This is a genomic window from Actinobacillus succinogenes 130Z, from assembly GCF_000017245.1.
Lineage (GTDB): Bacteria > Pseudomonadota > Gammaproteobacteria > Enterobacterales > Pasteurellaceae > Exercitatus > Exercitatus succinogenes.
Genome location: NC_009655.1, coordinates 1,264,836 through 1,285,375, shown reverse-complemented (window position 1 = coordinate 1,285,375; position 20,540 = coordinate 1,264,836). Strand labels below are relative to the sequence as shown.

Genomic DNA, 20,540 nt, shown 5'->3' with positions numbered 1-20,540 from the left:
TTCCTAAAATAAGTAAAGGAACACTGTTAAGGTATAATAAACATTTTACTAAAATCGTAATAAGATTGTTCTTTTTGCTCAAATTTATTTTTTTCAATATTAAATGTTCCTTTTTGGCTTGCTATTGTAGATTCAAAAATTCCTTTATAAAACACTAATTCGCCACAAAGAATATATTTTTTACGCACTCTAACTTTATAATAAGTTGTTGATTTACGAGTCTCATTTCTTTCAAATGAGTGAAAAACCAATATATCATAAAAAGATAGGTATCTTTTTTGAATATCTCCCCTTACATTACATATGCTTCTATCTTTTCCTTCGTAATGAATTATATGTGGAACTTTTTTACCTTTTGATGAATCTTCATATATTTTTTCTGCTGATCCTCGCACTTTATTGCCTTCTAATCTTAAAGAGAGTACATATTGAAGTTCCATTCCTTTATAGGGCTTATATGTTGTATCAGACGTAATTTGCTTCAGATAAAATATTCCTGCAATATCAGGTAGTTTAAAAATTTTTTCTTTCAATAGAAAAAACAAGAACGCTAATAACAATGCAGCAAAAAAATTGGCAAAAAAGCTATTCCAAAAAGAAAGATCAAATAAATACATTAAGCACACTCCCCTATACTATTCAACACCCTCTTATCCGAAACCACATACTTCGTTCCTAACTGCTGGGCAAATAAACTCACTCTTAATTCTTCGATCATATAGCGAATTTCCAGCACGTCTTCGCTGAGCGGTTTGGATTTGGGGAGTTTTGCCAGTAGTTGTTGGTAGGCTTGTTGACATTGTTCGACGCGGAGCATGGCGGCTCTATCACGATTAATGTCTTGGGCGAGTTTGTCCATGCGTTTGTCGATGGCTTGCAGGTAGCGGTGGATGTCCGGCAGGCGGGCGTAGCCGGTTTTTTCCACGAACCCCGGGTAAATTAAGCCCGCCAGTTGGGATTTAATGTCGGACAAAGCGAACGCCATGGTAAAATCCATTTTGCCTTTCAGGCGTTTGTTGATTTCAAAGGTGAGCGTGAGCAGTTGTTCCACTTGTTGAGCGATGTCCACAGTGATTTCGTTGAGGTTTTCCCGCACGTAATCACGCAATTTGGCAAAATCTTGCTCATTCCACACAAAACCGCCGAAATCCGCGATCAGTTTATCCACCCCGCAGGCGATGCAATCGTCGATTAAATCCAGCACTTTGCCGAACGGGGTGAAATATAAGCCCAGTTTGGATTTGTTCGGTAATTTTTCGTGTAAATATTTAATCGGTGACGGCACGTTAAGCAAAATCAGGCGGCGCAAACCTTGTTGCATAGCAACGGCTTGTTCGTATTCCGTTTCGAACAACTTGATGCCTACCGCATCTTTTTCATCCGTAATCGCCGGGAAGGCTTTTACGGTGAAGCCTTGTTTTTTCTGTTCAAACACTTGCGGCAGATTGTCGAAATTCCAAATATGAATGCCTGACTGTTCAATGCCGTCGTCCGCCACGGCGGAAATGCTTTGCTGCACCTGATCTTTTAAGCTGAATTTCAGTTCGTCTAAATTCATGCTTTCCGCAATTTTCTTGCCTTTTTCGTCAATCACACGGAATGTCATGCGTAAGTGCGGTGGAATTTGGTCGAGTTTCCATTCGTCCGTTTCCACATTTACGCCCGTCATGCGGCGAAATTCGTAGCTGAGGGTTTCCGCCAGCGGTTTATTGAAATCCGTAACCCGTGCCAGCAAGGCGTCCGCATAATTCGGTGCCGGCACGAAATTACGGCGCAACGATTTCGGCAACGCTTTAATCAATGCCACTATCAGTTCATGACGTAATCCCGGAATCTGCCATTCAAAGCCGGTCATTTCCACCTGATTCAGCAATGGCAAGGGAATATGCACGGTGACGCCGTCCGCCTCGGTGCCCGGTTCAAATTGATAGGTGAGCTTTAACTTCAAATTGCCCTGGTGCCACCAGTTCGGGAAATCCAGTTTGCTGACGGTTTCCGCTTCTTCATTCATCAGGAAGGATTTTTCAAAATTGAGCAATTCGGGCTCTTTTTTGACCGCACTTTTCCACCAGCTGTCAAAATGCTTTTGCGACACCACATCCGCCCCGATTCGGGCATCATAGAATTCAAACAGGGTGCGGTCGTCCACCAAAATATCCCGACGGCGCGATTTATGTTCCAAATCTTCCACTTCGCGAATCAGTTTTTGGTTTTCAAAGAAGAATTTATGACGGGTGTTCCAATCCCCTTCCACTAAGGCGGATTGAATAAAAATTGCACGGCTGGTTTGCGGTTCAATGGTACTGTAATTCACGGCGCGCCCCTGCACAATCGGCACACCGTATAAATTCACTTTTTCATCGGCAATCACCTGCCCGCGGGATTTCGACCAACGAGGTTCCGAATAGGATTTTTTAACCAAATGTTCCGCCAACGGTTCAATCCATTCCGGATCAATTTCCGCCACCATGCGTCCCCACAGTTTGGAAGTTTCCACCAATTCCGCCGCCATCACCCATTTCGGTTGTTTTTTGAAAAGCACCGAATTCGGGAATATGGCAAAATGCGCGTTGCGCGCACCGAGATATTGCTGTTTTTCCGCCTCTTTCATACCGATGTGGGAAAGCAAACCGCTTAACAGTGCGGTATGAATTTGTTGATATTGCGCCGCTTCGGAATTAATCGGCAGCCCCATTTCACGCACGGTGAGACGGATTTGATGATAAATATCCTGCCATTCGCGAATGCGCAGATAATTCAGAAAATCCTTCCGGCATTGTCGGCGGAATTGATTTTTAGTCAGCGCTTTTTGCTGTTGCTGTACGTAATTCCACAGATTTAAAAACGCTAAGAAATCCGATTTTTTATCGGCAAAACGACGGTGTTTTTCATCGGACGCCTGCTGTTTTTCCTGCGGACGTTCGCGCGGATCCTGAATCGACAATGCCGCCACGATAATCATCACTTCCAAAACGCAGCCTAAATTGACCGCACTTAGCAGCATTTTGGCAAGGCGGGGATCCACCGGCAGTTGAGCCAGTTGTTTGCCCTGTGCCGTTAAACGGCGAACCTGTCGGGACGAATTTTGAGAGTCCCGTTGGGATTTGATTTGCACATATTCAAATGCGCCCAATTCTTCCAATAATTTCACGCCGTCCTGAATATGCCGTTTATCCGGCGCGTCCACAAACGGAAAGGCTTCGATGTCATCCAATCCGAGCGACGTCATTTGCAAAATAACGGAAGCCAGATTAGTACGCAGAATTTCCGGATCGGTAAATTCCGGACGATTGTTGAAATCCTCTTCCGAATACAGGCGGATACAAATGCCTTCGCTGATACGACCGCAACGCCCTTTTCGCTGATTGGCGGAGGCTTGAGAAATCGGCTCAATCGGCAGCCGTTGCACTTTGGTGCGATAGCTGTAACGGGAAATGCGCGCCGTGCCCGGATCAATCACATATTTAATGCCCGGCACGGTAAGCGAGGTTTCCGCTACGTTAGTGGCAAGCACAATACGATTGAGCCCGCTCGGATGAAAAATTTTGTTCTGTTCCTGCGCAGACAAACGGGCATACAACGGCAGAATTTCCGTATGGCGTAAATTCTGTTTTTCCAGCGCCTCGGCGGTGTCGCGGATTTCCCGTTCGCCGCTTAAAAAAATCAGAATATCGCCGCGGCCTTCCGCTTGCAGTTCGTCCACCGCATTTAAAATGCCTTGCAACTGATCCTGCTCTTCTGTTTCCGCCACGGGACGATAACGCACTTCCACCGGATAGGTTCTGCCGGAAACCTCGATAATCGGCGCATTGTTAAAATGCTTGGAAAAACGTTCTACGTCGATAGTCGCCGATGTGATGATGACTTTTAAATCCGGACGGCGCGGCAAAAGTTGTTTCAGATAACCGAGAATAAAATCGTTATTCAAACTGCGTTCGTGGGCTTCGTCGATAATCAGGCAATCATATTGATTAAGAAAACGATCGGTTTGAATTTCCGCCAGCAAAATCCCGTCGGTCATCAGCTTGATTTGCGTATCGTCGCCGATTTGATCGTTAAACCGCACTTTGTAACCGACGATTCCGCCTAATTCCGTTTGCATTTCTTCCGCAATACGCGCCGCCACCGAACGGGCGGCAATACGGCGCGGCTGGGTGTGTCCGATTAAGCCTGTCTGTCCCAAGCCTAATTCCAAACACATCTTCGGCAACTGGGTGGTTTTGCCCGAACCGGTTTCGCCGGCAATGACAACCACCTGATTTTCCGTAATCAGCTTTTGAATTTCCGCTTTGCGTTGACTGACAGGCAGACTTTCCGGAAAAACGATCGGATTTGTGACCGCACTTTTGCGTTGTTGCAAACGCAATTGAGCCTGTTGAATTTGAACGTCGATTTCTGCCGCAACCGCTTGTTGCTGCCGTTCGTTTTTAATACGGTTCAAACCTTTAATGCGCGCGCCAAGACGGCGGCTGTCCGCAAGCATCATATCGGTTAATTTGCTGAAAAGTGCGGTCTGAACCGGTGTCGTTTTGACGGAATGGTGATATTTTTTCATATTTCGTAATTAATCAATACAACAAGACAGGCGAACCGCCTGCCTGAATAAAATAAAGGGTGAATTATCTTGTTAAACTTTACCGAGCAGTAAAGACAAAATACCGGCGGCGATAAGCGGCCCTACCGGAATACCGCCAAGCAAACCGACACCTAAAATCGTGCCGATAAGCAAACCGGTTAACAGAACCGGCTGCGATCCCATCAGCGATACACCGCGACCGGCAAGCCAAGCTACCAGCATACCGACCACTAACGATAAGAACATTTTCCAGTGCAACAACTCCGTCAGCGCGGGAATTTTCACTTTGCCCGCCACAATCGGGCTGAGCACGCCGATAGTTAGAATAATCACGCCGATATTTAAGCCGTATTTTTCCATCACCGGAATATATTTCGACAGAAATGTTTGCTGCATAAGCAATAATACGGTGGCGGAAATCGTGATGGAACTGTTATTTCCCAACACGCCCAGCAACGCTAACACAACCAGTAAGAATCCAATAGAATTGAAATGAAGTGACATATCGGCTCCAAAGTGCGGTTAAATTTCAAAAAATTTTGAAGAATTATAACAAATTTTGTGAATCTGACGTTTTTTTATTTGTACTTTATCTCTAAAATATAAGCCGACGACTATTTTTTATAAACATGAGTAATAAAATGGAAATTGCATTTATTCTTGCCGGTAAGATTATCGAGCTGACGCTTATCGTACTTATCGGTTATGCTTTGGTTAAAAGTAAGCTGCTGCAATCAAAAGACAGTTACCCGCTTTCCGTCATCGGTTTATATGTCATCAGCCCGTCGGTGATGATTAAAGCCTTCCAAATCGATTATACGCCGGAATTGCTGAAAGGATTGCTGCTCTCCTTGGGGATGGCGGTGTTTTTGCACATCATTTTAATTGCCTTGGGCGTGGTGATGAAAAAAACGCTGAAGCTGGATCCTATCGAACACGCAGCGTCTATCTATTCCAATTCGGGCAATTTAATCATTCCGTTGGTGATGTCTATGTTCGGCGAACAATGGGTGATTTATGCCACTTGTTTTATTGTGGTGCAAACGTTCCTGTTCTGGACCCACTGCCGTTCCATTATTTGCGGTAAAGGTGCGGTGCCGCTGAAAAATATTGTAAAAAATATCAATATTTGGTCGATTATTGTGGGTGCCGTACTGTTCGCACTGCAAATCAAACTGCCGCCGATTATAACCGGTATGCTGGGCGCGGTAGGATCCTTCATCGGTCCGAACGCCATGCTGGTTGCCGGCATGCTGATCGCCTCCATTCCGCTTAAATCCGTTTTGTCCTCCAAACGGGTGTATTTAGTTACTTTTTTACGTCTGATTTTCGTGCCGATTTGTTTGTTATTCGTGGTGAAAATCGGCGGATTCGCCCATTGGGTGCAAAACGGCGAAACTATTGCGATGATAAGTTTCCTCGCCACCATCAGCCCCGCCGCCGCAACCGTCACGCAAATGGCGTTGGTGTACGGGAAAAATGCGCAAAAAGCCAGTATGATTTACGGTGTCACCACCATGCTTTGCGTCTTCACCATGCCGCTGATTATTGCTTTATATCAGTTGCTTTAATTATCAGGCTATCGCTAATGTATGCTAAATATCGGATAATTCGGCTTTCCAACCGATTATTATTGCAGAAACGGAAAGATAACCTATTATTTGCATACAATTCTTCCACAAGCCAAAGGAACCGCACATGGAAAAAGTCAGTCTGGATGACATGCGTCTGTTTGTTTCCGTAGTGCAGGCGGGCAGCCTGCATCTTGCTTCGGAACTGACGGGCGTCCCCATTTCCCGTTTAAGCCGCCGTATGACGCAACTGGAACGAGCGTTGGGTTCAAAATTGATGGATCGCGGTAAAAAAGGCGTGACGCTGAACGATTTAGGTCTGCCCTTTTTTCAACGGGCGCAACACATGTTACAACTCGCCGAACAGGCGGTTTCCGGCGTGCAGGACAGCCTGACCAAACCCAACGGTCTGTTACGGATTTCCGTCGCCGGCGATATTATGCGTATGCTGATTGCACCGTATTTGCCCGCCTATTTGGCGGAAAATCCCGATGTAAATATCGATATTCATCAAAGCCCGCAGAAAATCAATATGATTCAGGACGGCATCGACATTGCCATTCGGGTGGGTTCTATCGAAAACGAAAACGTAGTGGCGCGTAAATTTCTGGATATCCGCTTCGGCGTTTACAGCGCGCCCGAATATCTGGAAGGACACGAACCGCTTCACAGTCCGCAGGATATTTACCGTCACGCCGGCGTAGTACATGCCCTTTCTCTGCCGTGGCGGTTTATTCAGGGGCATCAGCGACTCGACATTATGCCCGCGGGCAAACTCACGGTGAACGATTATTTGCTGGCGGCTCATTTTATTCGCCAGGGCGCAGGCATCGGTATGCTCCCGACCTTTGTGGGCGATCAAACGCCGGAACTGATAAAACTGTTGCCGGATTGGGAAATGCCTACAGTCCCGCTTTCCGTCATATACTATAAAAACCGCGGCACTGTACCGACTATCCGCAGTTTTACGCAGTATTTGCTGGGATTGAATCAGGCATAAAAACGCTTAAAAAAATGACCGCACTTTAGACGGAATTGGCTAAAGTGCGGTCGCAAAAACAATCGTTTTTTAGCGGTTTTGTTCTCTCGCCACCGCTCTATAACCGATATCACGACGATAGAAACGCCCCGTCCAGTTCACTTGTTCGGCAAGTTTTAAGGCTTTTTGCTGCGCCTCGAAAACACTGTTGCCAAGTGCCGTTACGCAAAGTACCCGTCCGCCGTTAGTCACCGGCTTGCCGTCTTTTTCCGCCACGCCGGCCAAGAATATTTTTTCGTCTTGAGCCGGTTGCGTCGGAATACCGTAAATTTCATCGCCTTTGCGGTAATCGCCCGGATAGCCTTCCGCCGCTAATACGATACCTAACGCCGCTTCTTGCGCCCATTCCGATTTGATTTGATCCAATTCGCCTTGGCAGGCTTTTAAACAAAGTTCCACTAAATCGGATTTTAAACGCATCATAATCGGCTGAGTTTCTGGGTCGCCGAAACGGCAGTTAAATTCGATCACTTTCGGCTGACCGTTTTTGTCGATCATCAAACCGGCGTATAAAAAACCTTTATACACATTATTTTCCGCCGCCATGCCGCGTACGGTGGGATAAATAATTTGTGCCATTACGCGATCGTGAATTTCCTGCGTCACCACCGGTGCCGGCGAATAAGCGCCCATACCGCCCGTATTCAAGCCTTTATCGCCCTCGCCTACGCGTTTGTGATCCTGCGAGGTCGCCATCGGTTCTACGTGTTCGCCGTCCACCATCACAATGAAACTGGCTTCTTCGCCGTCTAAAAATTCTTCAATTACCACACGACTGCCCGCTTCACCAAAGACATTGCCGGAAAGCATATCTTTAATGGCGTCTTCCGCTTCGTTTAAGGTCATTGCGACAATCACGCCTTTACCCGCCGCCAAACCGTCGGCTTTAATCACAATCGGCGCACCTTTTTCGCGCACATAAGCCAAAGCTTGCTCCACATCGGTGAAATTTTGATATTCTGCGGTCGGGATTTTGTGGCGCGCCAGAAAATCTTTGGTAAAGGCTTTTGACCCTTCTAACTGCGCCGCGGACTGACGCGGTCCGAAAATAGTTAAACCCGCCGCCTCAAAGGCATCCACCACACCCACGACAAGGGGGGCTTCAGGTCCCACAATGGTTAAACCGATATTGTTCTCCTGCGCAAATTTCACTAAAGCGGTAACATCCGTTACGCCGATATTCACGTTTTCAATATTGGCTTCGCTTGCCGTACCCGCATTGCCCGGCGCCACAAACACTTTGTCGGCTAATGGCGATTGCGCCGCTTTCCATGCGAGAGCGTGTTCACGACCGCCGTTTCCGATGATGAGTATGTTCATTTTTATTCCTTTTTAATTGTTCGAAATTGATTTCGCGCTTTTATGTAAATCGGGTTTCGCCGATGGCGACTTCCTTTTCTTTACTCGTGTAAAGAAAAGGAAACAAAAGAAACCCGCCCCGACTTCAATGCTTTTCTGAGCTTTATTGAAATTTTCCTAACGAAAAACAAGTAAACTCGCTACGCTCAAACAAACTTGTTTTCCTAAAAATTTCAAGTCGCTCAGGCATTTCAGACGGGGACTGAACCGAACATAAAGTGCGGTTAATTTTTAACAAGTTTTGCCAGTTTTGATATTCCCTAAACGGGTTCCCTTCTTTGCCGCCTAAAAAAGTGTGAATTTGTAGGAAAATGCCGCCTGTTTGAGCGTAGCGAGTTTAGGCATTTTCCGTCAAACGAATTCACGCTTTTTTAGGAAATAAGGCAAAGCAGGGTGAGCTTTCTTTTTACCTACTTTTACTTTACACAAGCAAAGAAAAAGTAGGTCGCCCATCGGGCGAAACCCGATTTTAATGACGGAAATGACGCATTTTGGTTAATACCATCACCATATTATGCTCATCCGCCGCATCAATCACTTCCTGATCACGCATGGAACCGCCCGGATGAATCACACATTCGATACCCACTTCCGCCGCAGCGTCAATACCGTCGCGGAACGGGAAGAAAGCATCGGATGCCATGACACAGCCTTTCACTTCCAAACCTTCGTCTTGCGCTTTGATCCCCGCAATTTTGGCGGAGTAAACACGGCTCATTTGACCGGCGCCGATACCGATAGTTTGATTGTTTTTCGCGTACACAATGGCATTGGATTTTACGAATTTCGCCACTTTCCAGCAGAACAGCATATCTTCCAACTCCTGTTGAGTCGGTTTACGTTTGCTCACCACTTGCAAATCATCAATGCCGACTTCGCCTAAATCCGCGTCTTGCACCAACAGTCCGCCGTTCACCCGTTTCACATCTAAACGCGGTTGCGCTTTAGTTAATGCGCCGCATTCCAATAAACGCACGTTTTTCTTCGCTTTCACCGCTTCAACGGCGGCGGCTGAAACCGTCGGCGCGATAATCACTTCCACAAATTGACGTTCCACGATAGCTTTCGCGGTCGCTTCGTCCAATTCGCGGTTGAAAGCGATGATCCCGCCGAATGCGGATGTCGGGTCGGTTTGATAAGCGCGGTTATAGGCTTCCAACGCGTCTTTACCCAAAGCGACGCCGCACGGATTGGCGTGTTTTACAATCACGCAAGCCGGTTCATCAAAGGATTTCACGCATTCCAACGCCGCGTCGGTATCCGCGATATTGTTATAAGAAAGCGCTTTGCCTTGTAATTGTTTGGCGGTGGAAACGCTGGCTTCTTTCACTTCTTTTTCCACATAGAATGCGGCGTTTTGGTGGCTGTTTTCGCCGTAACGCATGGTTTGTTTGCGGATGAAGTTTAAGTTTAAAGTCCGCGGGAATTGACCGCACTTCGCGTCTTGGTCTTCTTCCTCGGCGGCAAAATACGGTTTCACCGAGTGACCGAAATAATTCGCGATCATAGAATCGTATTGCGCCGTATGTTCAAAAGCGCGGACAGCTAAATCGAAACGGGTTGCCAGGGTTAAGCCGTTTCGGTTTTGATCCATTTCCGCCAAAACCATATCGAAATCGGCATTATTCACCACAATCGCCACATCTTTATGGTTTTTCGCCGCCGAACGCACCATGGTCGGGCCACCGATGTCGATATTTTCCACCGCATCTTCCAATGTGCAGCCCGGTTTCGCTACGGTTTGGGCGAACGGATAAAGATTTACCACCACCATATCGATACCTTCGATGCCGTGTTTTCGCATCACTTCGTCATCGGTACCGCGGCGACCTAAAATCCCGCCGTGTACTTTCGGATGAAGGGTTTTCACCCGACCGTCCATCATTTCCGGAAAACCGGTGTAATCGGACACCTCCGTCACCGGCAAACCGCTGTCCGCCAATAATTTGGCGGTTCCGCCGGTTGATAATAATTTAACGCCGCGTTGCACCAAGCCTTGGGCGAATTCCACAATGCCGGTTTTGTCAGATACGCTTAATAACGCTTGACGAATAGCACGAGTTTGCATGAGCATTTCCTTTTGAATTAGAAAAGTTAGGTTTCATAAAATCCGCAGCATTATACCGCAAACGATTGCGTAAAGCTACGAAGCGGAACAAAAAAGCCCGCAAAGTGCGGGCGATTTTTTCGTTGTTTTCCCCATTAAAGCGCGTTCAACGCTTCCAGAGACGGCGCAAAATAATAACTGCCCGTCACCGGTTTGGTGAACCCCAGCAAACGGTCGGTTTTGCCGTCCAGTTCGCCGAACATACTTAACAATTGCTGTTCGATATTGTGCAGGCGGGCGCAATAGGAAATAAAGAACAGCCCGTGCGTGCCCGTTACCGTACCGTAAGGCAAGCTCTGACGCAGAATTTTTAACCCTTGTCCGTTTTCTTTTAAATCCACCCGTCCTACGTGAGAAGTCGGCGGCACCTCATCCAATTCCACACTGTCCGGTTTGGTGCGTCCGATGACGCTTTCCTGTTTTTCGTCGGATAATTTCGCCCATTTATCTAAGTCGTGTTCCCAGCGTTGAGTAAAGACATAGCTGCCGCCGGCATCTTTACCATCGGCAATCAAGGCGACTACCGCCCGTTGTTCGTCCTGCGGATTTTCGGTGCCGTCGATAAAACCGGTTAAATCCCGCTCTTCCACCCAACGGAAACCGTGAATTTCCTGTCGGATGTTAACCGCACCGCCGAACGCCGCCAGCGCAGCCTGCGCTACGCTGAAATTCACATCCGGGCGGTTAGACTGAATATGCACCAATAAATCGTTTTGTGTTGCCGGTGCGCTTAGTCCGCCTTTGCCTAAGGCCGTGAAAGATTTCAGTTCCGGCGCGGAATCCGCATCGGCAAGCTTGCGCCAAACCTCATGACCGAACGCCACCACGGCACCTAAATCAGCATCGGGATACTGCGCCTGAAAACCGTTCAAACTCGTGCAAAAATCACGGCACGCCTGTCCAATCGCCGTCAAATCCGTAATATCCGCTTCCAAATAAATGCCCGCTTTACAATGTTCCAATAAAATACCGCTTTGAGCCGTCATACTCCGTCCTCTCTTATTTTGTTAATCCGTTAACCCAATCCGCAAAAGGTTGGGCTTGCATAAAGCCTGTCACGCGCGCGCTCTGAATTTCCTTGCCTTTTTGATCGAAAAAAATAATAGTCGGCAACCCCATTACATTCAACCGTTTCATTAATTCCATATTTTCCGCGCTGTTTTTAGTCATATCCGCCCGTAACAACAGCACATGTTCGAAAGCTTGCCGCACCGCGGGGGCAGGAAAAGTATATTTTTCGAATTCCTTACAGGCAACACACCAATCCGCATACAAATCCAGCATAGCCACCGCTTTCGGGTTTGCCGTTAACGCCCGTTGTAATTCATTATAACTGTGAATCCGGCTAAAGTGCGGTTGAAAAACGGCGGATTTTTCGACCGCACTTTCCGCAGAATCCGTATGGTGAATGCCGTGTACCGCAAAAAATGCCGCCAGCGATACCAGCAGGCCTAGCCAATAATATTTCGACGCCAACCAGCAACAAAAAGCAATCGCCCACACCGCCCAAAGCGAAGCGGACCAAGCGGGGAAAACGCGTTCAAGCAGAATCACCGGCAACAGTAACAGCACAAAGCCGAACAGTTCTTTTACACGGTTCATCCATGCACCGGATTTCGGCAGAATTTTATTGCCGAACAAGGTAATCAAAATTAAGGGTACGCCCATGCCCAGCGCCAATAAATAAAGCGTGACGGCGCCGGTGAGCAGATCTCCCGACTGCGCTACATACAGCAATGCGCCGGAAAGCGGGGCGGTCGTACAAGGTGACGCTACCAATCCCGCCAGCATTCCCATGACAAACACGCCGCCAAAAGCGCCGGATTGCTGATTTTGACTGATTTGCGTCAGTTTCGTCTGCCAGCTTGCGGGCAGTTGCAAATTAAACGCACCGAACATGGACGCCGCCAGCAGTACAAACAGCACGGATAAGGTGATCAGCACCGGCGGACTTTGCAACGCCACCTGAAACGGCAAACCGATTGCCGCAACGAGTAATCCGAGCAAGGTATAAGTCAATGCCATGCCTTGTACATACACAACGCTCAGCGTAAAAGCCCGCCACGTATTCGGACGCGCGCCTTGGCCGATCACCACGGCGGACAGCAACGGCAGCATCGGCAACACGCAAGGGGTAAACGCCAGCCCCAATCCCAGCAGAAAAAACCAGAATACCGCATATTTCGACCGAAACAGTCGTGCCGCCAGCCGATCCTGCTCGCTTGCGGCATTTGAAAGTGCGGTCGGATTTTCATCCGTTTTTTTCACCGCACTTTGAGCATCCGCACTTCGTTTGCCGGTCGGCGCCATCAACGCTACGGTTCGGGTTTCCGGCGGGTAACAAAATCCTTTGGTACAGCCCTGATAGGTCACTTCAATTTCGGCATCATCCGCCATATTCCGCAACGGCACCGTTAACGTCAGCCGATTCAAATAAATTTCCGTTTCACCGAAAAATTCATCCTGATGCATCTCACCCTGCGGGAAATCCGCAGCCCCCACATCCACATGTTTTCCCTGCAGCCGGATTTCTTTGCGGTATAAATAATAGTCGTCGGCGATTCGCCAGTTTAAGGTAAGTTCGTCGCCCTGCTGTTGCGTTGAAAACCGAAATGCGTCGTCGGCGCGCAAAAACCGGGATTCGGCGGAACCGAACAGCCCCGCCTGCGCGGAAAGTGCGATCAGAATTAAGGTTAAAAATAAAAATAATCGTTTCATTTGAGGTTCATGAAAAAATAGCTATCCGTAACAAAAGAGGAATTTTACTCGTCTTCATCCTTAATGATCAATAAATTAAACACTTCCGTAATATTTTCTATTACGGTTTGCGATTCAAACCGTTCGATGTTGTGTTCCATAAAATACTGCAGAACGGTTAAAGAAATGGTCGCGAACAAATGCCCCTGAAAATTCAGCTCCTCCAGTGAAAAAACGGAACTGTGCCGTTGATATCTCACATATGCCGTTTTCACCATTTCCCGTAAATCTTCTAAAAAATGGATCTTCGGCGTACGAATCCTGCTTATTTTACGAACCAGTTCCTGATTCTCCAGAAACACCGGCCGCATGATTTTGGCAAATTCCAAAGTCGAAATGGTAAAACGCTGCTCCAGATTAGAACCGAAAATCAGTTTTAATTCGTTCACCAATGCTAACGCGACTTCATTTTTATTCATGTAATATTTGTAAAAGGTGGAACGGTTGATTTGCGCTTTATCCAATATGTCCTGCACCGTCATTTGTTCGAATTCCTTTTCATCCAGTAAATCTAAAAATGCCGCTCGGATTTTGGACAATGTTTTTTCTACCCGAATATCTTGCTTTTTCATCGTTTCGTCTCTTTTTGAATTTTTCACACTGTAACCGAGCAATTAAAATTAAGCAACACTTTGTTGTTTTTTGTCGGTTGAAGTGAAAAAAAGCCACAATATAATAGGTTGCATGAGGGGCAATCCTCCCTATTCGGGGTTAACTAAGGAATAACTATGAAAGCGAAATTTGTCGTCGCCGCGCTTGTCGCGGCAGCTCTTACGGGTGGTGCGGTTTGGTATAACGGAAAATTAAAAGCCGAAAAATTGCCCGGCATTGCCGCCGTTAACGGTCGTCTGGAATTAAAACGACTGGATATCGCCACGCTGTATTCGGGACGGGTGGAAGAAATCTACGTACAGGAAGGCGATGAAGTGCAGCCGGAACAAAATCTCGCCCGTCTGTCTTCCAGTATTTCCCAAACGCAAGTGGACGCGGCGAACGCACAAAAACAACGGGCGCAGGAAGCCGTAACCCGGGCCGCGGCGCAAATCGATTCCCAACAACAACAGCTTAAAGTCGCTAAACTGGATTTGGATAACGCACAGAAATTACGTCGTGAAAATCTGGTTTCCGCCAGCGAACTGGATCGCCGTCAGGCGAATTATCGCGCGGCTGTTGCGGCGGTAAATACGGCGAAAGCCGCCAAAGCGGAAGCGGATGCGGCGGTAAACCAGGCGCAGGCGCAATTGGAACAGGCGCAATCGCAAAACAGCGATATGCTGATTAAAGCGCCGAAAGCAGGCTGGGTGGAATATCAAATCGCCGAAGTGGGCAATGTGCTTGGGGTCGGCGGCAAAGTCATCAGTCTGCTGGACCCTACCGATACCTATATTAATGTGTTCCTGACTTCCCACCAGATGAACCGGGTTAAAATCGGGGACGACGCCCGCATTATAGTGGATGGCGTGGATGCCGTATTCCCGGCCAAAATTACCTTTGTTTCCAGCAATGCGCAATTTACGCCGAAATCCGTAGAAACCACGGAAGAACGGGCGAAATTAATGTTTAAAGTGAAATTGCAGGTACCTCAGGAAATTGCGCTGCAACATGAACGATTTTTAAAAGGCGGCATGACGGCGATGGGCTATGTGAAATATGCACAGGACGCCGAATGGTCCGAACGGCTTACCGTAAAATTACCCGCAGGCAATCAATAATGACAGAAGCACGCTTGGCGGTGTCGGTTGAAAATCTGGTTCATTGTTACGGAAAAACGACCGCACTTTCGCACATTAATTTACAAATTCCGCAAGGCAAAACCGTGGGGTTAATCGGTCCCGACGGGGTAGGTAAATCAACGCTGCTTTCGGTGATTGCCGGCACTAAAATCATTCAGTCCGGCACAGTCGAGGTGTTCGGTGAAGATTTGGCGGATAAAAAAGCCAGAGATACGTTATCCCGCCAAATCGCCTTTATGCCGCAGGGATTAGGTAAAAATCTTTATTTAACCTTATCCATTTATGACAACGTGGATTTCCACGCCCGCCTGTTCGGCTTGCCGAAACAATATCGTAAAGCCCGCATCGAACGTTTGCTGAAAGCCACGGGCTTAGCCCCTTTCGCCGACCGACCTGCGGGTAAACTGTCAGGCGGAATGAAGCAAAAACTCAGCCTCTGTTGCGCCTTGGTGCACAGCCCGGATTTACTGATTTTAGACGAGCCCACCACCGGGGTGGATCCGCTTTCCCGTCGCCAATTCTGGCAACTGGTGGAGTCTCTGCGGCGGGAAACCCCGGATATGACCGTTATCGTCGCTACCGCTTATATCGACGAAGCGGAAAATTTCGAACATGTGCTGGCAATGGATGACGGTGTGCTGATTGCGAATAAACCGACCAAAGAAGTGATTGCCGAAACCCGAAGCGATAATCTGGAACAAGCCTATGTGAAATTATTGCCGCCGGAAAAACGCGGGGCGGAAAACGGTCTGGAAATTCCGCCTTTTGAAGTGAAAGCTGATGAACCGCCGGTTATTATTGCTGAAGGTCTGACCAAAAAATTCGGTGATTTCGTTTCCGTGGATCACGTCAGCTTCACGATTCCCAAAGGCGAAATTTTCGGATTTTTGGGTTCCAACGGTTGCGGTAAATCCACCACCATGAAAATGCTGACCGGCTTGCTCGATCCCACCGAAGGCACGGCAACCTTATTAGGACAACCGGTTGACGCCGGCAACATCGACACCAGAAAACGAGTGGGTTATATGTCGCAGGCATTCTCGCTGTACGAAGAATTAACGGTACGCGAAAATCTGGAATTGCATGCCAAATTATTCCAAATTCCGGCGGAAAAATGGAATGAGCATGTCAATAATGCCATGGAGCAGTTTGATCTCTCCGAGATTGCCGATGAAAGACCTTCGTCTCTGCCTCTTGGTATCCGTCAGCGCCTGCAACTTGCCGCCGCCTGTCTGCACAAACCGGAAGTGTTGATTTTGGACGAGCCCACTTCGGGCGTGGATCCGGCGGCGCGGGATATGTTCTGGAAATATTTGATCAAGTTGTCGCGGGAAGATCACATTACCATTTTCGTCACCACTCACTTTATGAACGAAGCCGCCCGTTGCGACCGAATTTCCTTTATGCACCGCGGACGCGTATTGGGCGTAGGTACGCCGGAACAATTACGCATCGACAAAAACGCCCCGACGCTGGAAGAAGCGTTTATTATCTATCTGGAAGAACAGGCGGACGATATTACCGCACCGGAGACAACAACGGATTCCGGCGAAAAAAGTGCGGTCGAAAATACGCGGTCTTTTGAACCGAACCGAGGTTTGCTGGCGTGGTGGTCTTTGATTTGGGCCTTTGCCGTACGGGAAGGCAAAGAACTGTTGCGGGACAATATCCGATTATTCTTCGCCTTTGGCGGACCCATTATTATGTTGCTGACCATGGCGGCCAGTATTTCCTTTGATATTAACCCGTCCAATTTCAAGGTGCTGGATCACGATAACAGCTCCGAAAGCCGTAAATTGGTCGAATACTTCAGCGGTTCACGTTATTTTATCCGGCAGGCGGATCTGCATTCGGTAGATGAAATCACACCGAGCCTGCAAACCGGCGAAATTAAGCTGGTACTTGAAATCCCGGTGAATTTCGGCAAAAAAATGCTGAGCGGACAGCAACCTGAAGTGGGGGTATTTATCGACGGCGCTTTTCCTTCCGTGGCGGAAAATCTGAACGCTTCCGCTTCCGGTGCGATTCGTCAATACATGACGGAAACCCTGCACGAGCAAGGTTTTAATGTGTCCGCCTCCGCCCCAACGGAAGCCCGCTTCATCTATAATCAGGATTTCAAAAGTATTTACGCCATGACTCCGGGTATTATTATGCTGGCGATGATTTTAATCCCTAATATGATGACGGCGCTCGGTGTGGTCAGGGAACGGGAAATAGGCTCGATTATGAATCTATACGGCTCGCCCGCTTCTAAGTTTCAGTTTCTATTAGGTAAACAGTTGCCTTATATCGCCCTTTCTTTCCTGAGCTATTTGCTGATGGTGGCGGTGTCTATTCTGGTGTTTGACGTGCCGATTAAAGGGTCCGCCGCGGCGATGTTTTTCGGCTGTTTATTGGGTATTTGCGCCTCAACCGCATTCGGTCTGCTGATCTCAAGCTTTGTGAAAACTCAGGTTGCCGCCATTTTCGCTGCGGCCATTATTGCCATGGTTCCCACTATCAACTTTGCGGGAATGATGTACCCGACTTCCTCTTTAGACGGGAACGTACGTATCGTTTCAAGAATTTTCCCGGGCGCCTGGTTCCAAAATATCAGCCTGGGCGGATTTACCAAAGGACTCGGTTTTGTCGAATTAATGCCAAACTATATAGCCCTTATACTGATTTACGCAGCTTATTTCAGCCTTGCCGTTCTGTTACTGAAAAAACAGGAGAAATAATTTATGTCACGTTGGTTAAAAAATGTCTTTTTTCTCTGCGGTAAAGAATTTAAAAGCCTGTTTAGCGATCTTACCCTGCTGGTATTGATTATCTATATGTTTTCCATCGCACTGATTTCCGTTGCCAATCTGCCTACTACGGAAGTCAAAAATGCATCGGTGGGAATCGTCGATCACGATCATTCCCCCCTTTCTTATCGTTTGAAAGATGCCTTGCTCAACCCCTATTTCAAAAAGGTGGAATATGCCGCACAGGAACAAATCGACGATCTGATGGATAACAGTGATTTTACTTTTATCGTTGATATTCCGCCGAATTATCAACGGGATATTCTGGCCGGTCGCAATCCGAAAATTCAAATTTTAATCGACGCCACAGCTATGACGCAGGCAAATATCGGCGCCTCCTACATTACGCAGATTTTTACCGCCGAATTAAACCGCTTTCTCAAGGTGACGAACGCCGCGATGCCGATAGAATCGGCGGTAAACGTGCTGTATAACCCCAATTATTCCAGCAAATGGTTTATGGGCGCGATTCAACCGGTGGGAAATCTAAACCTGCTTACCATGCTGCTGGTGGGCGCGGCGATTATTCGCGAGCGGGAACGCGGCACAATAGAACATTTATTAGTAATGCCCGTGCGTTCCAGTGAAATCGCCGTTGCCAAAGTGTTGGCAAACGGCTTGGTTCTATTCGTCGTCGCCATGCTTTCGCTTAAATTCGTAGTGCAAGGTTATTTAGCCATTCCCATCACCGATTCGGCTATCGGATTATTTAGTTTAGGCGTGGTTATTTTTATTTTTTCCATCGCGTCCTTAGGGATCTTACTGGCGGTATTCGCTCCCTCTATGCCGCAATTCGGTCTGTTGTGCTTACCGGTTTATCTGGTGATGTATATGCTGTCGGGTACTATGTCTCCGCTGGAAAATATGCCGCAATTAGCCCAATATTTAACCCAGTTTTCCCCTACTGCGATTTTAGGTTCTTACGCCAAAGACGTACTGTTTAGAGGGGCGAGCCTGAGTATGGTATGGGACGATTTAGTAAAAATGGCGGCATTAGGCGCATTATTTTTAGGTATCGCGCTGATGCAATTTAAGACCATGTTATCCAAACAGGGATAAAAGTGCGGTCGGTTTTTTCCTCGTTTTTCAACAAATTACAAAAACCGATTGTAGTCAAAATATGCAATATCGGTTCTTAAAACCCGATTTATGTTGAGGTTATTATGCAATTCATTTATAAACTCTCGCTGATTGCGGTAGCGGTGACATTAACCGCCTGTTCTAATACCGAGGTGGATTTACATTCACAAATCGACCTGCCAGCAAACTTCGAACAAACCGGCAACGGTACGGGTACTGCCGATGTCAGCCGATGGTGGCGGCAATGGCATGATCCGCAACTCACTCGGCTGATTGAACAAGGGTTACGTAACAACCTCGACATAGCCATGGCGCGCAGTCGTTTGAACGAAGCGCAAGCCAATACCGCTTATACGGAGGCGGATAAAGGCCCGCAAGTTTCAGGCAGCGGGCGTATAGGCGGATCCCGTTCCCGTCTTATCAACAGCCCGTTAACCGGTGAAAACGATACGTCATCGGGCAATAATCAATACGCCGGTATTACCGCAAGCTGGGAACTGGATTTCTTCGGCAAAAAACGCAGCGATGCCGACGCCGCCAAAGCCGCTGAAACGGCGGTACAAAATCAGATTTACGCCACCCGAATGCTGATCGCCGGGCAAATTGCCGAAAACTACTTTAATATTTTTGCCCTGCAACAGCAAAATGCCGTACTGAATCAGTCCGTTAAGGTATTAAGCCGGCTCAGAAATTACGTCCAAGGCAGATTCAACGCAGGACAAGCCAATGCCAACGACGTATTACAAGTGGAAAACCGCCTCACCGCCGTACAGGCACAACAAGCGACATTGAACAGCCAAATTGCCGCTAACGAACGCGCAATCGCCGTGTTAACGGGGCAAACGCCGCAGGGATTCCGGATTAATAAAAACGGCAATCCATTAGTTACGCTACCTTCTCCGCCGGCGGGTATGTTACCGGGCGATTTGCTTAACCGCCGTCCGGATTTACGCGTCGATCGGGCGCAAATTCAAGCCGCCGCCGCAAAATTAGCCAGTGCTAAAGCGGATCTGTATCCCCGCTTCGATATTCAGTTTATGGGCGGAACCGGCCGCATTGAAATAAATTCCGACATTTCCGAATTAAAAGGCTGGACGGGCTTGCTCAGCGGCGGATTAAGCGTACCGATTTTCACCAACGGACGTATTCAGGCCAACATCGACGCAGCGGACGCCCGCTTAAAAACCGCATTACTACAATATGACAAAACGCTGATTCAAGCGCTGGCGGATGTAGATAACGCCTATCAGGCGCAATATGCGTTAAACCGACAAGCGGAACTGCAACAAAGTGCGGTCAAAAAAGCACAGGTTTCCGCCGCCAATGCCGAAAAATTATTTAAATACGGCGATAAAAATCTGGATAACGCTCTCACCGAACGCCTTAATGCGCTGGATTACCAAAACCAACTTATCCAAGTGCGGTTAAACCGGGCGAAGAATTTAGTGAATTTATACAAAGCCTTGGGCGGCGGCTGGCAGGAATAACCGGCAGTCATTGGAAAATAAGGTAAATACTATTTGCTT

At 47.7% G+C, this 20,540-nt stretch carries 14 protein-coding genes; 6 read left to right on the top strand and 8 right to left on the bottom strand.

Going from position 1 to position 20,540, the window contains the following annotated elements:
• Positions 1 to 26 precede the first annotated feature (26 nt).
• The 3 genes from ASUC_RS06055 to ASUC_RS06045 all read right to left on the bottom strand — a co-directional run bounded on the left by ASUC_RS06055 (position 27) and on the right by ASUC_RS06045 (position 5,080).
• Positions 27 to 617 carry a hypothetical protein gene (locus tag ASUC_RS06055; RefSeq protein ID WP_041834626.1) on the bottom strand — a complete coding sequence of 197 codons (591 nt, stop codon included), beginning with the start codon at positions 615 to 617 and terminating at the stop codon, positions 27 to 29.
• The gene (hrpA, locus tag ASUC_RS06050; RefSeq protein ID WP_012072894.1) at positions 617 to 4,555 is read right to left on the bottom strand and encodes an ATP-dependent RNA helicase HrpA; all 3,939 of its coding nucleotides are present in this window, start codon (positions 4,553 to 4,555) and stop codon (positions 617 to 619) included. The genes ASUC_RS06055 and hrpA overlap by 1 nt, the downstream gene beginning before the upstream one ends.
• A gap of 72 nt (positions 4,556 to 4,627) precedes the next feature.
• The gene (locus ASUC_RS06045; RefSeq protein WP_012072893.1) at positions 4,628 to 5,080 is read right to left on the bottom strand and encodes a DUF441 domain-containing protein; all 453 of its coding nucleotides are present in this window, start codon (positions 5,078 to 5,080) and stop codon (positions 4,628 to 4,630) included.
• A 137-nt stretch (positions 5,081 to 5,217) separates the two neighbouring features.
• On the opposite strand from ASUC_RS06045, the gene ASUC_RS06040 reads away from it, so the two are divergent.
• A complete protein-coding gene (locus tag ASUC_RS06040) occupies positions 5,218 to 6,147 on the top strand; it encodes an AEC family transporter (protein WP_041834625.1) in 930 nt (309 codons plus the stop codon).
• Positions 6,148 to 6,274: 127 nt separating this feature from the next.
• Positions 6,275 to 7,147: a LysR family transcriptional regulator gene (locus tag ASUC_RS06035; protein WP_012072891.1), complete on the top strand. Its 873-nt coding sequence runs from the start codon at positions 6,275 to 6,277 to the stop codon at positions 7,145 to 7,147.
• A 69-nt stretch (positions 7,148 to 7,216) separates the two neighbouring features.
• Here the strand turns inward: ASUC_RS06035 and purD are convergent, their stop codons facing one another.
• The 5 genes from purD to ASUC_RS06010 form a co-directional block, all read right to left on the bottom strand.
• Complete coding sequence (purD, locus tag ASUC_RS06030) at positions 7,217 to 8,506, bottom strand: phosphoribosylamine--glycine ligase (RefSeq protein WP_012072890.1); 1,290 nt, start codon at positions 8,504 to 8,506, stop codon at positions 7,217 to 7,219.
• Between the two features lie 508 nt (positions 8,507 to 9,014).
• Positions 9,015 to 10,613: a bifunctional phosphoribosylaminoimidazolecarboxamide formyltransferase/IMP cyclohydrolase gene (purH, locus tag ASUC_RS06025; RefSeq protein ID WP_012072889.1), complete on the bottom strand. Its 1,599-nt coding sequence runs from the start codon at positions 10,611 to 10,613 to the stop codon at positions 9,015 to 9,017.
• A 134-nt stretch (positions 10,614 to 10,747) separates the two neighbouring features.
• Entirely contained in the window at positions 10,748 to 11,638 is an 891-nt protein-coding gene (locus ASUC_RS06020) for a Dyp-type peroxidase (RefSeq protein WP_012072888.1), read from the bottom strand.
• A 13-nt stretch (positions 11,639 to 11,651) separates the two neighbouring features.
• Complete coding sequence (locus tag ASUC_RS06015; RefSeq protein ID WP_012072887.1) at positions 11,652 to 13,370, bottom strand: protein-disulfide reductase DsbD; 1,719 nt, start codon at positions 13,368 to 13,370, stop codon at positions 11,652 to 11,654.
• Positions 13,371 to 13,414: 44 nt separating this feature from the next.
• Positions 13,415 to 13,981: a TetR/AcrR family transcriptional regulator gene (locus ASUC_RS06010; RefSeq protein ID WP_012072886.1), complete on the bottom strand. Its 567-nt coding sequence runs from the start codon at positions 13,979 to 13,981 to the stop codon at positions 13,415 to 13,417.
• A 156-nt stretch (positions 13,982 to 14,137) separates the two neighbouring features.
• Here ASUC_RS06010 and ASUC_RS06005 point away from each other — a divergent pair, with 156 nt between their 5' ends.
• The 4 genes from ASUC_RS06005 (at position 14,138) to ASUC_RS05990 (ending at position 20,501) form a co-directional block, all read left to right on the top strand.
• A complete protein-coding gene (locus ASUC_RS06005; protein ID WP_012072885.1) occupies positions 14,138 to 15,121 on the top strand; it encodes an HlyD family secretion protein in 984 nt (327 codons plus the stop codon).
• A complete protein-coding gene (gene rbbA / locus ASUC_RS06000; RefSeq protein ID WP_012072884.1) occupies positions 15,121 to 17,865 on the top strand; it encodes a ribosome-associated ATPase/putative transporter RbbA in 2,745 nt (914 codons plus the stop codon). Before ASUC_RS06005 ends, rbbA begins: the two co-directional genes overlap by 1 nt.
• A 3-nt stretch (positions 17,866 to 17,868) precedes the next feature.
• Positions 17,869 to 18,993, top strand: coding sequence for an ABC transporter permease (locus ASUC_RS05995; RefSeq protein ID WP_012072883.1), 1,125 nt, complete (start codon positions 17,869 to 17,871; stop codon positions 18,991 to 18,993).
• Between the two features lie 104 nt (positions 18,994 to 19,097).
• On the top strand, positions 19,098 to 20,501 hold the full coding sequence (locus tag ASUC_RS05990; protein ID WP_012072882.1) for an efflux transporter outer membrane subunit: 1,404 nt from the start codon (positions 19,098 to 19,100) through the stop codon (positions 20,499 to 20,501).
• The last annotated feature ends 39 nt before the right edge of the window (positions 20,502 to 20,540 follow it).

What these genes read in the sequence shown, in the direction of transcription:
- ASUC_RS06055 (WP_041834626.1), bottom strand. Translation starts at nt 617, where the DNA reads ATGTATTTATTTGATCTTTCTTTTTGGAATAGCTTTTTTGCCAATTTT.
- hrpA (WP_012072894.1), bottom strand. Translation starts at nt 4,555, where the DNA reads ATGAAAAAATATCACCATTCCGTCAAAACGACACCGGTTCAGACCGCA.
- ASUC_RS06045 (WP_012072893.1), bottom strand. Translation starts at nt 5,080, where the DNA reads ATGTCACTTCATTTCAATTCTATTGGATTCTTACTGGTTGTGTTAGCG.
- ASUC_RS06040 (WP_041834625.1), top strand. Translation starts at nt 5,218, where the DNA reads ATGGAAATTGCATTTATTCTTGCCGGTAAGATTATCGAGCTGACGCTT.
- ASUC_RS06035 (WP_012072891.1), top strand. Translation starts at nt 6,275, where the DNA reads ATGGAAAAAGTCAGTCTGGATGACATGCGTCTGTTTGTTTCCGTAGTG.
- purD (WP_012072890.1), bottom strand. Translation starts at nt 8,506, where the DNA reads ATGAACATACTCATCATCGGAAACGGCGGTCGTGAACACGCTCTCGCA.
- purH (WP_012072889.1), bottom strand. Translation starts at nt 10,613, where the DNA reads ATGCAAACTCGTGCTATTCGTCAAGCGTTATTAAGCGTATCTGACAAA.
- ASUC_RS06020 (WP_012072888.1), bottom strand. Translation starts at nt 11,638, where the DNA reads ATGACGGCTCAAAGCGGTATTTTATTGGAACATTGTAAAGCGGGCATT.
- ASUC_RS06015 (WP_012072887.1), bottom strand. Translation starts at nt 13,370, where the DNA reads ATGAAACGATTATTTTTATTTTTAACCTTAATTCTGATCGCACTTTCC.
- ASUC_RS06010 (WP_012072886.1), bottom strand. Translation starts at nt 13,981, where the DNA reads ATGAAAAAGCAAGATATTCGGGTAGAAAAAACATTGTCCAAAATCCGA.
- ASUC_RS06005 (WP_012072885.1), top strand. Translation starts at nt 14,138, where the DNA reads ATGAAAGCGAAATTTGTCGTCGCCGCGCTTGTCGCGGCAGCTCTTACG.
- rbbA (WP_012072884.1), top strand. Translation starts at nt 15,121, where the DNA reads ATGACAGAAGCACGCTTGGCGGTGTCGGTTGAAAATCTGGTTCATTGT.
- ASUC_RS05995 (WP_012072883.1), top strand. Translation starts at nt 17,869, where the DNA reads ATGTCACGTTGGTTAAAAAATGTCTTTTTTCTCTGCGGTAAAGAATTT.
- ASUC_RS05990 (WP_012072882.1), top strand. Translation starts at nt 19,098, where the DNA reads ATGCAATTCATTTATAAACTCTCGCTGATTGCGGTAGCGGTGACATTA.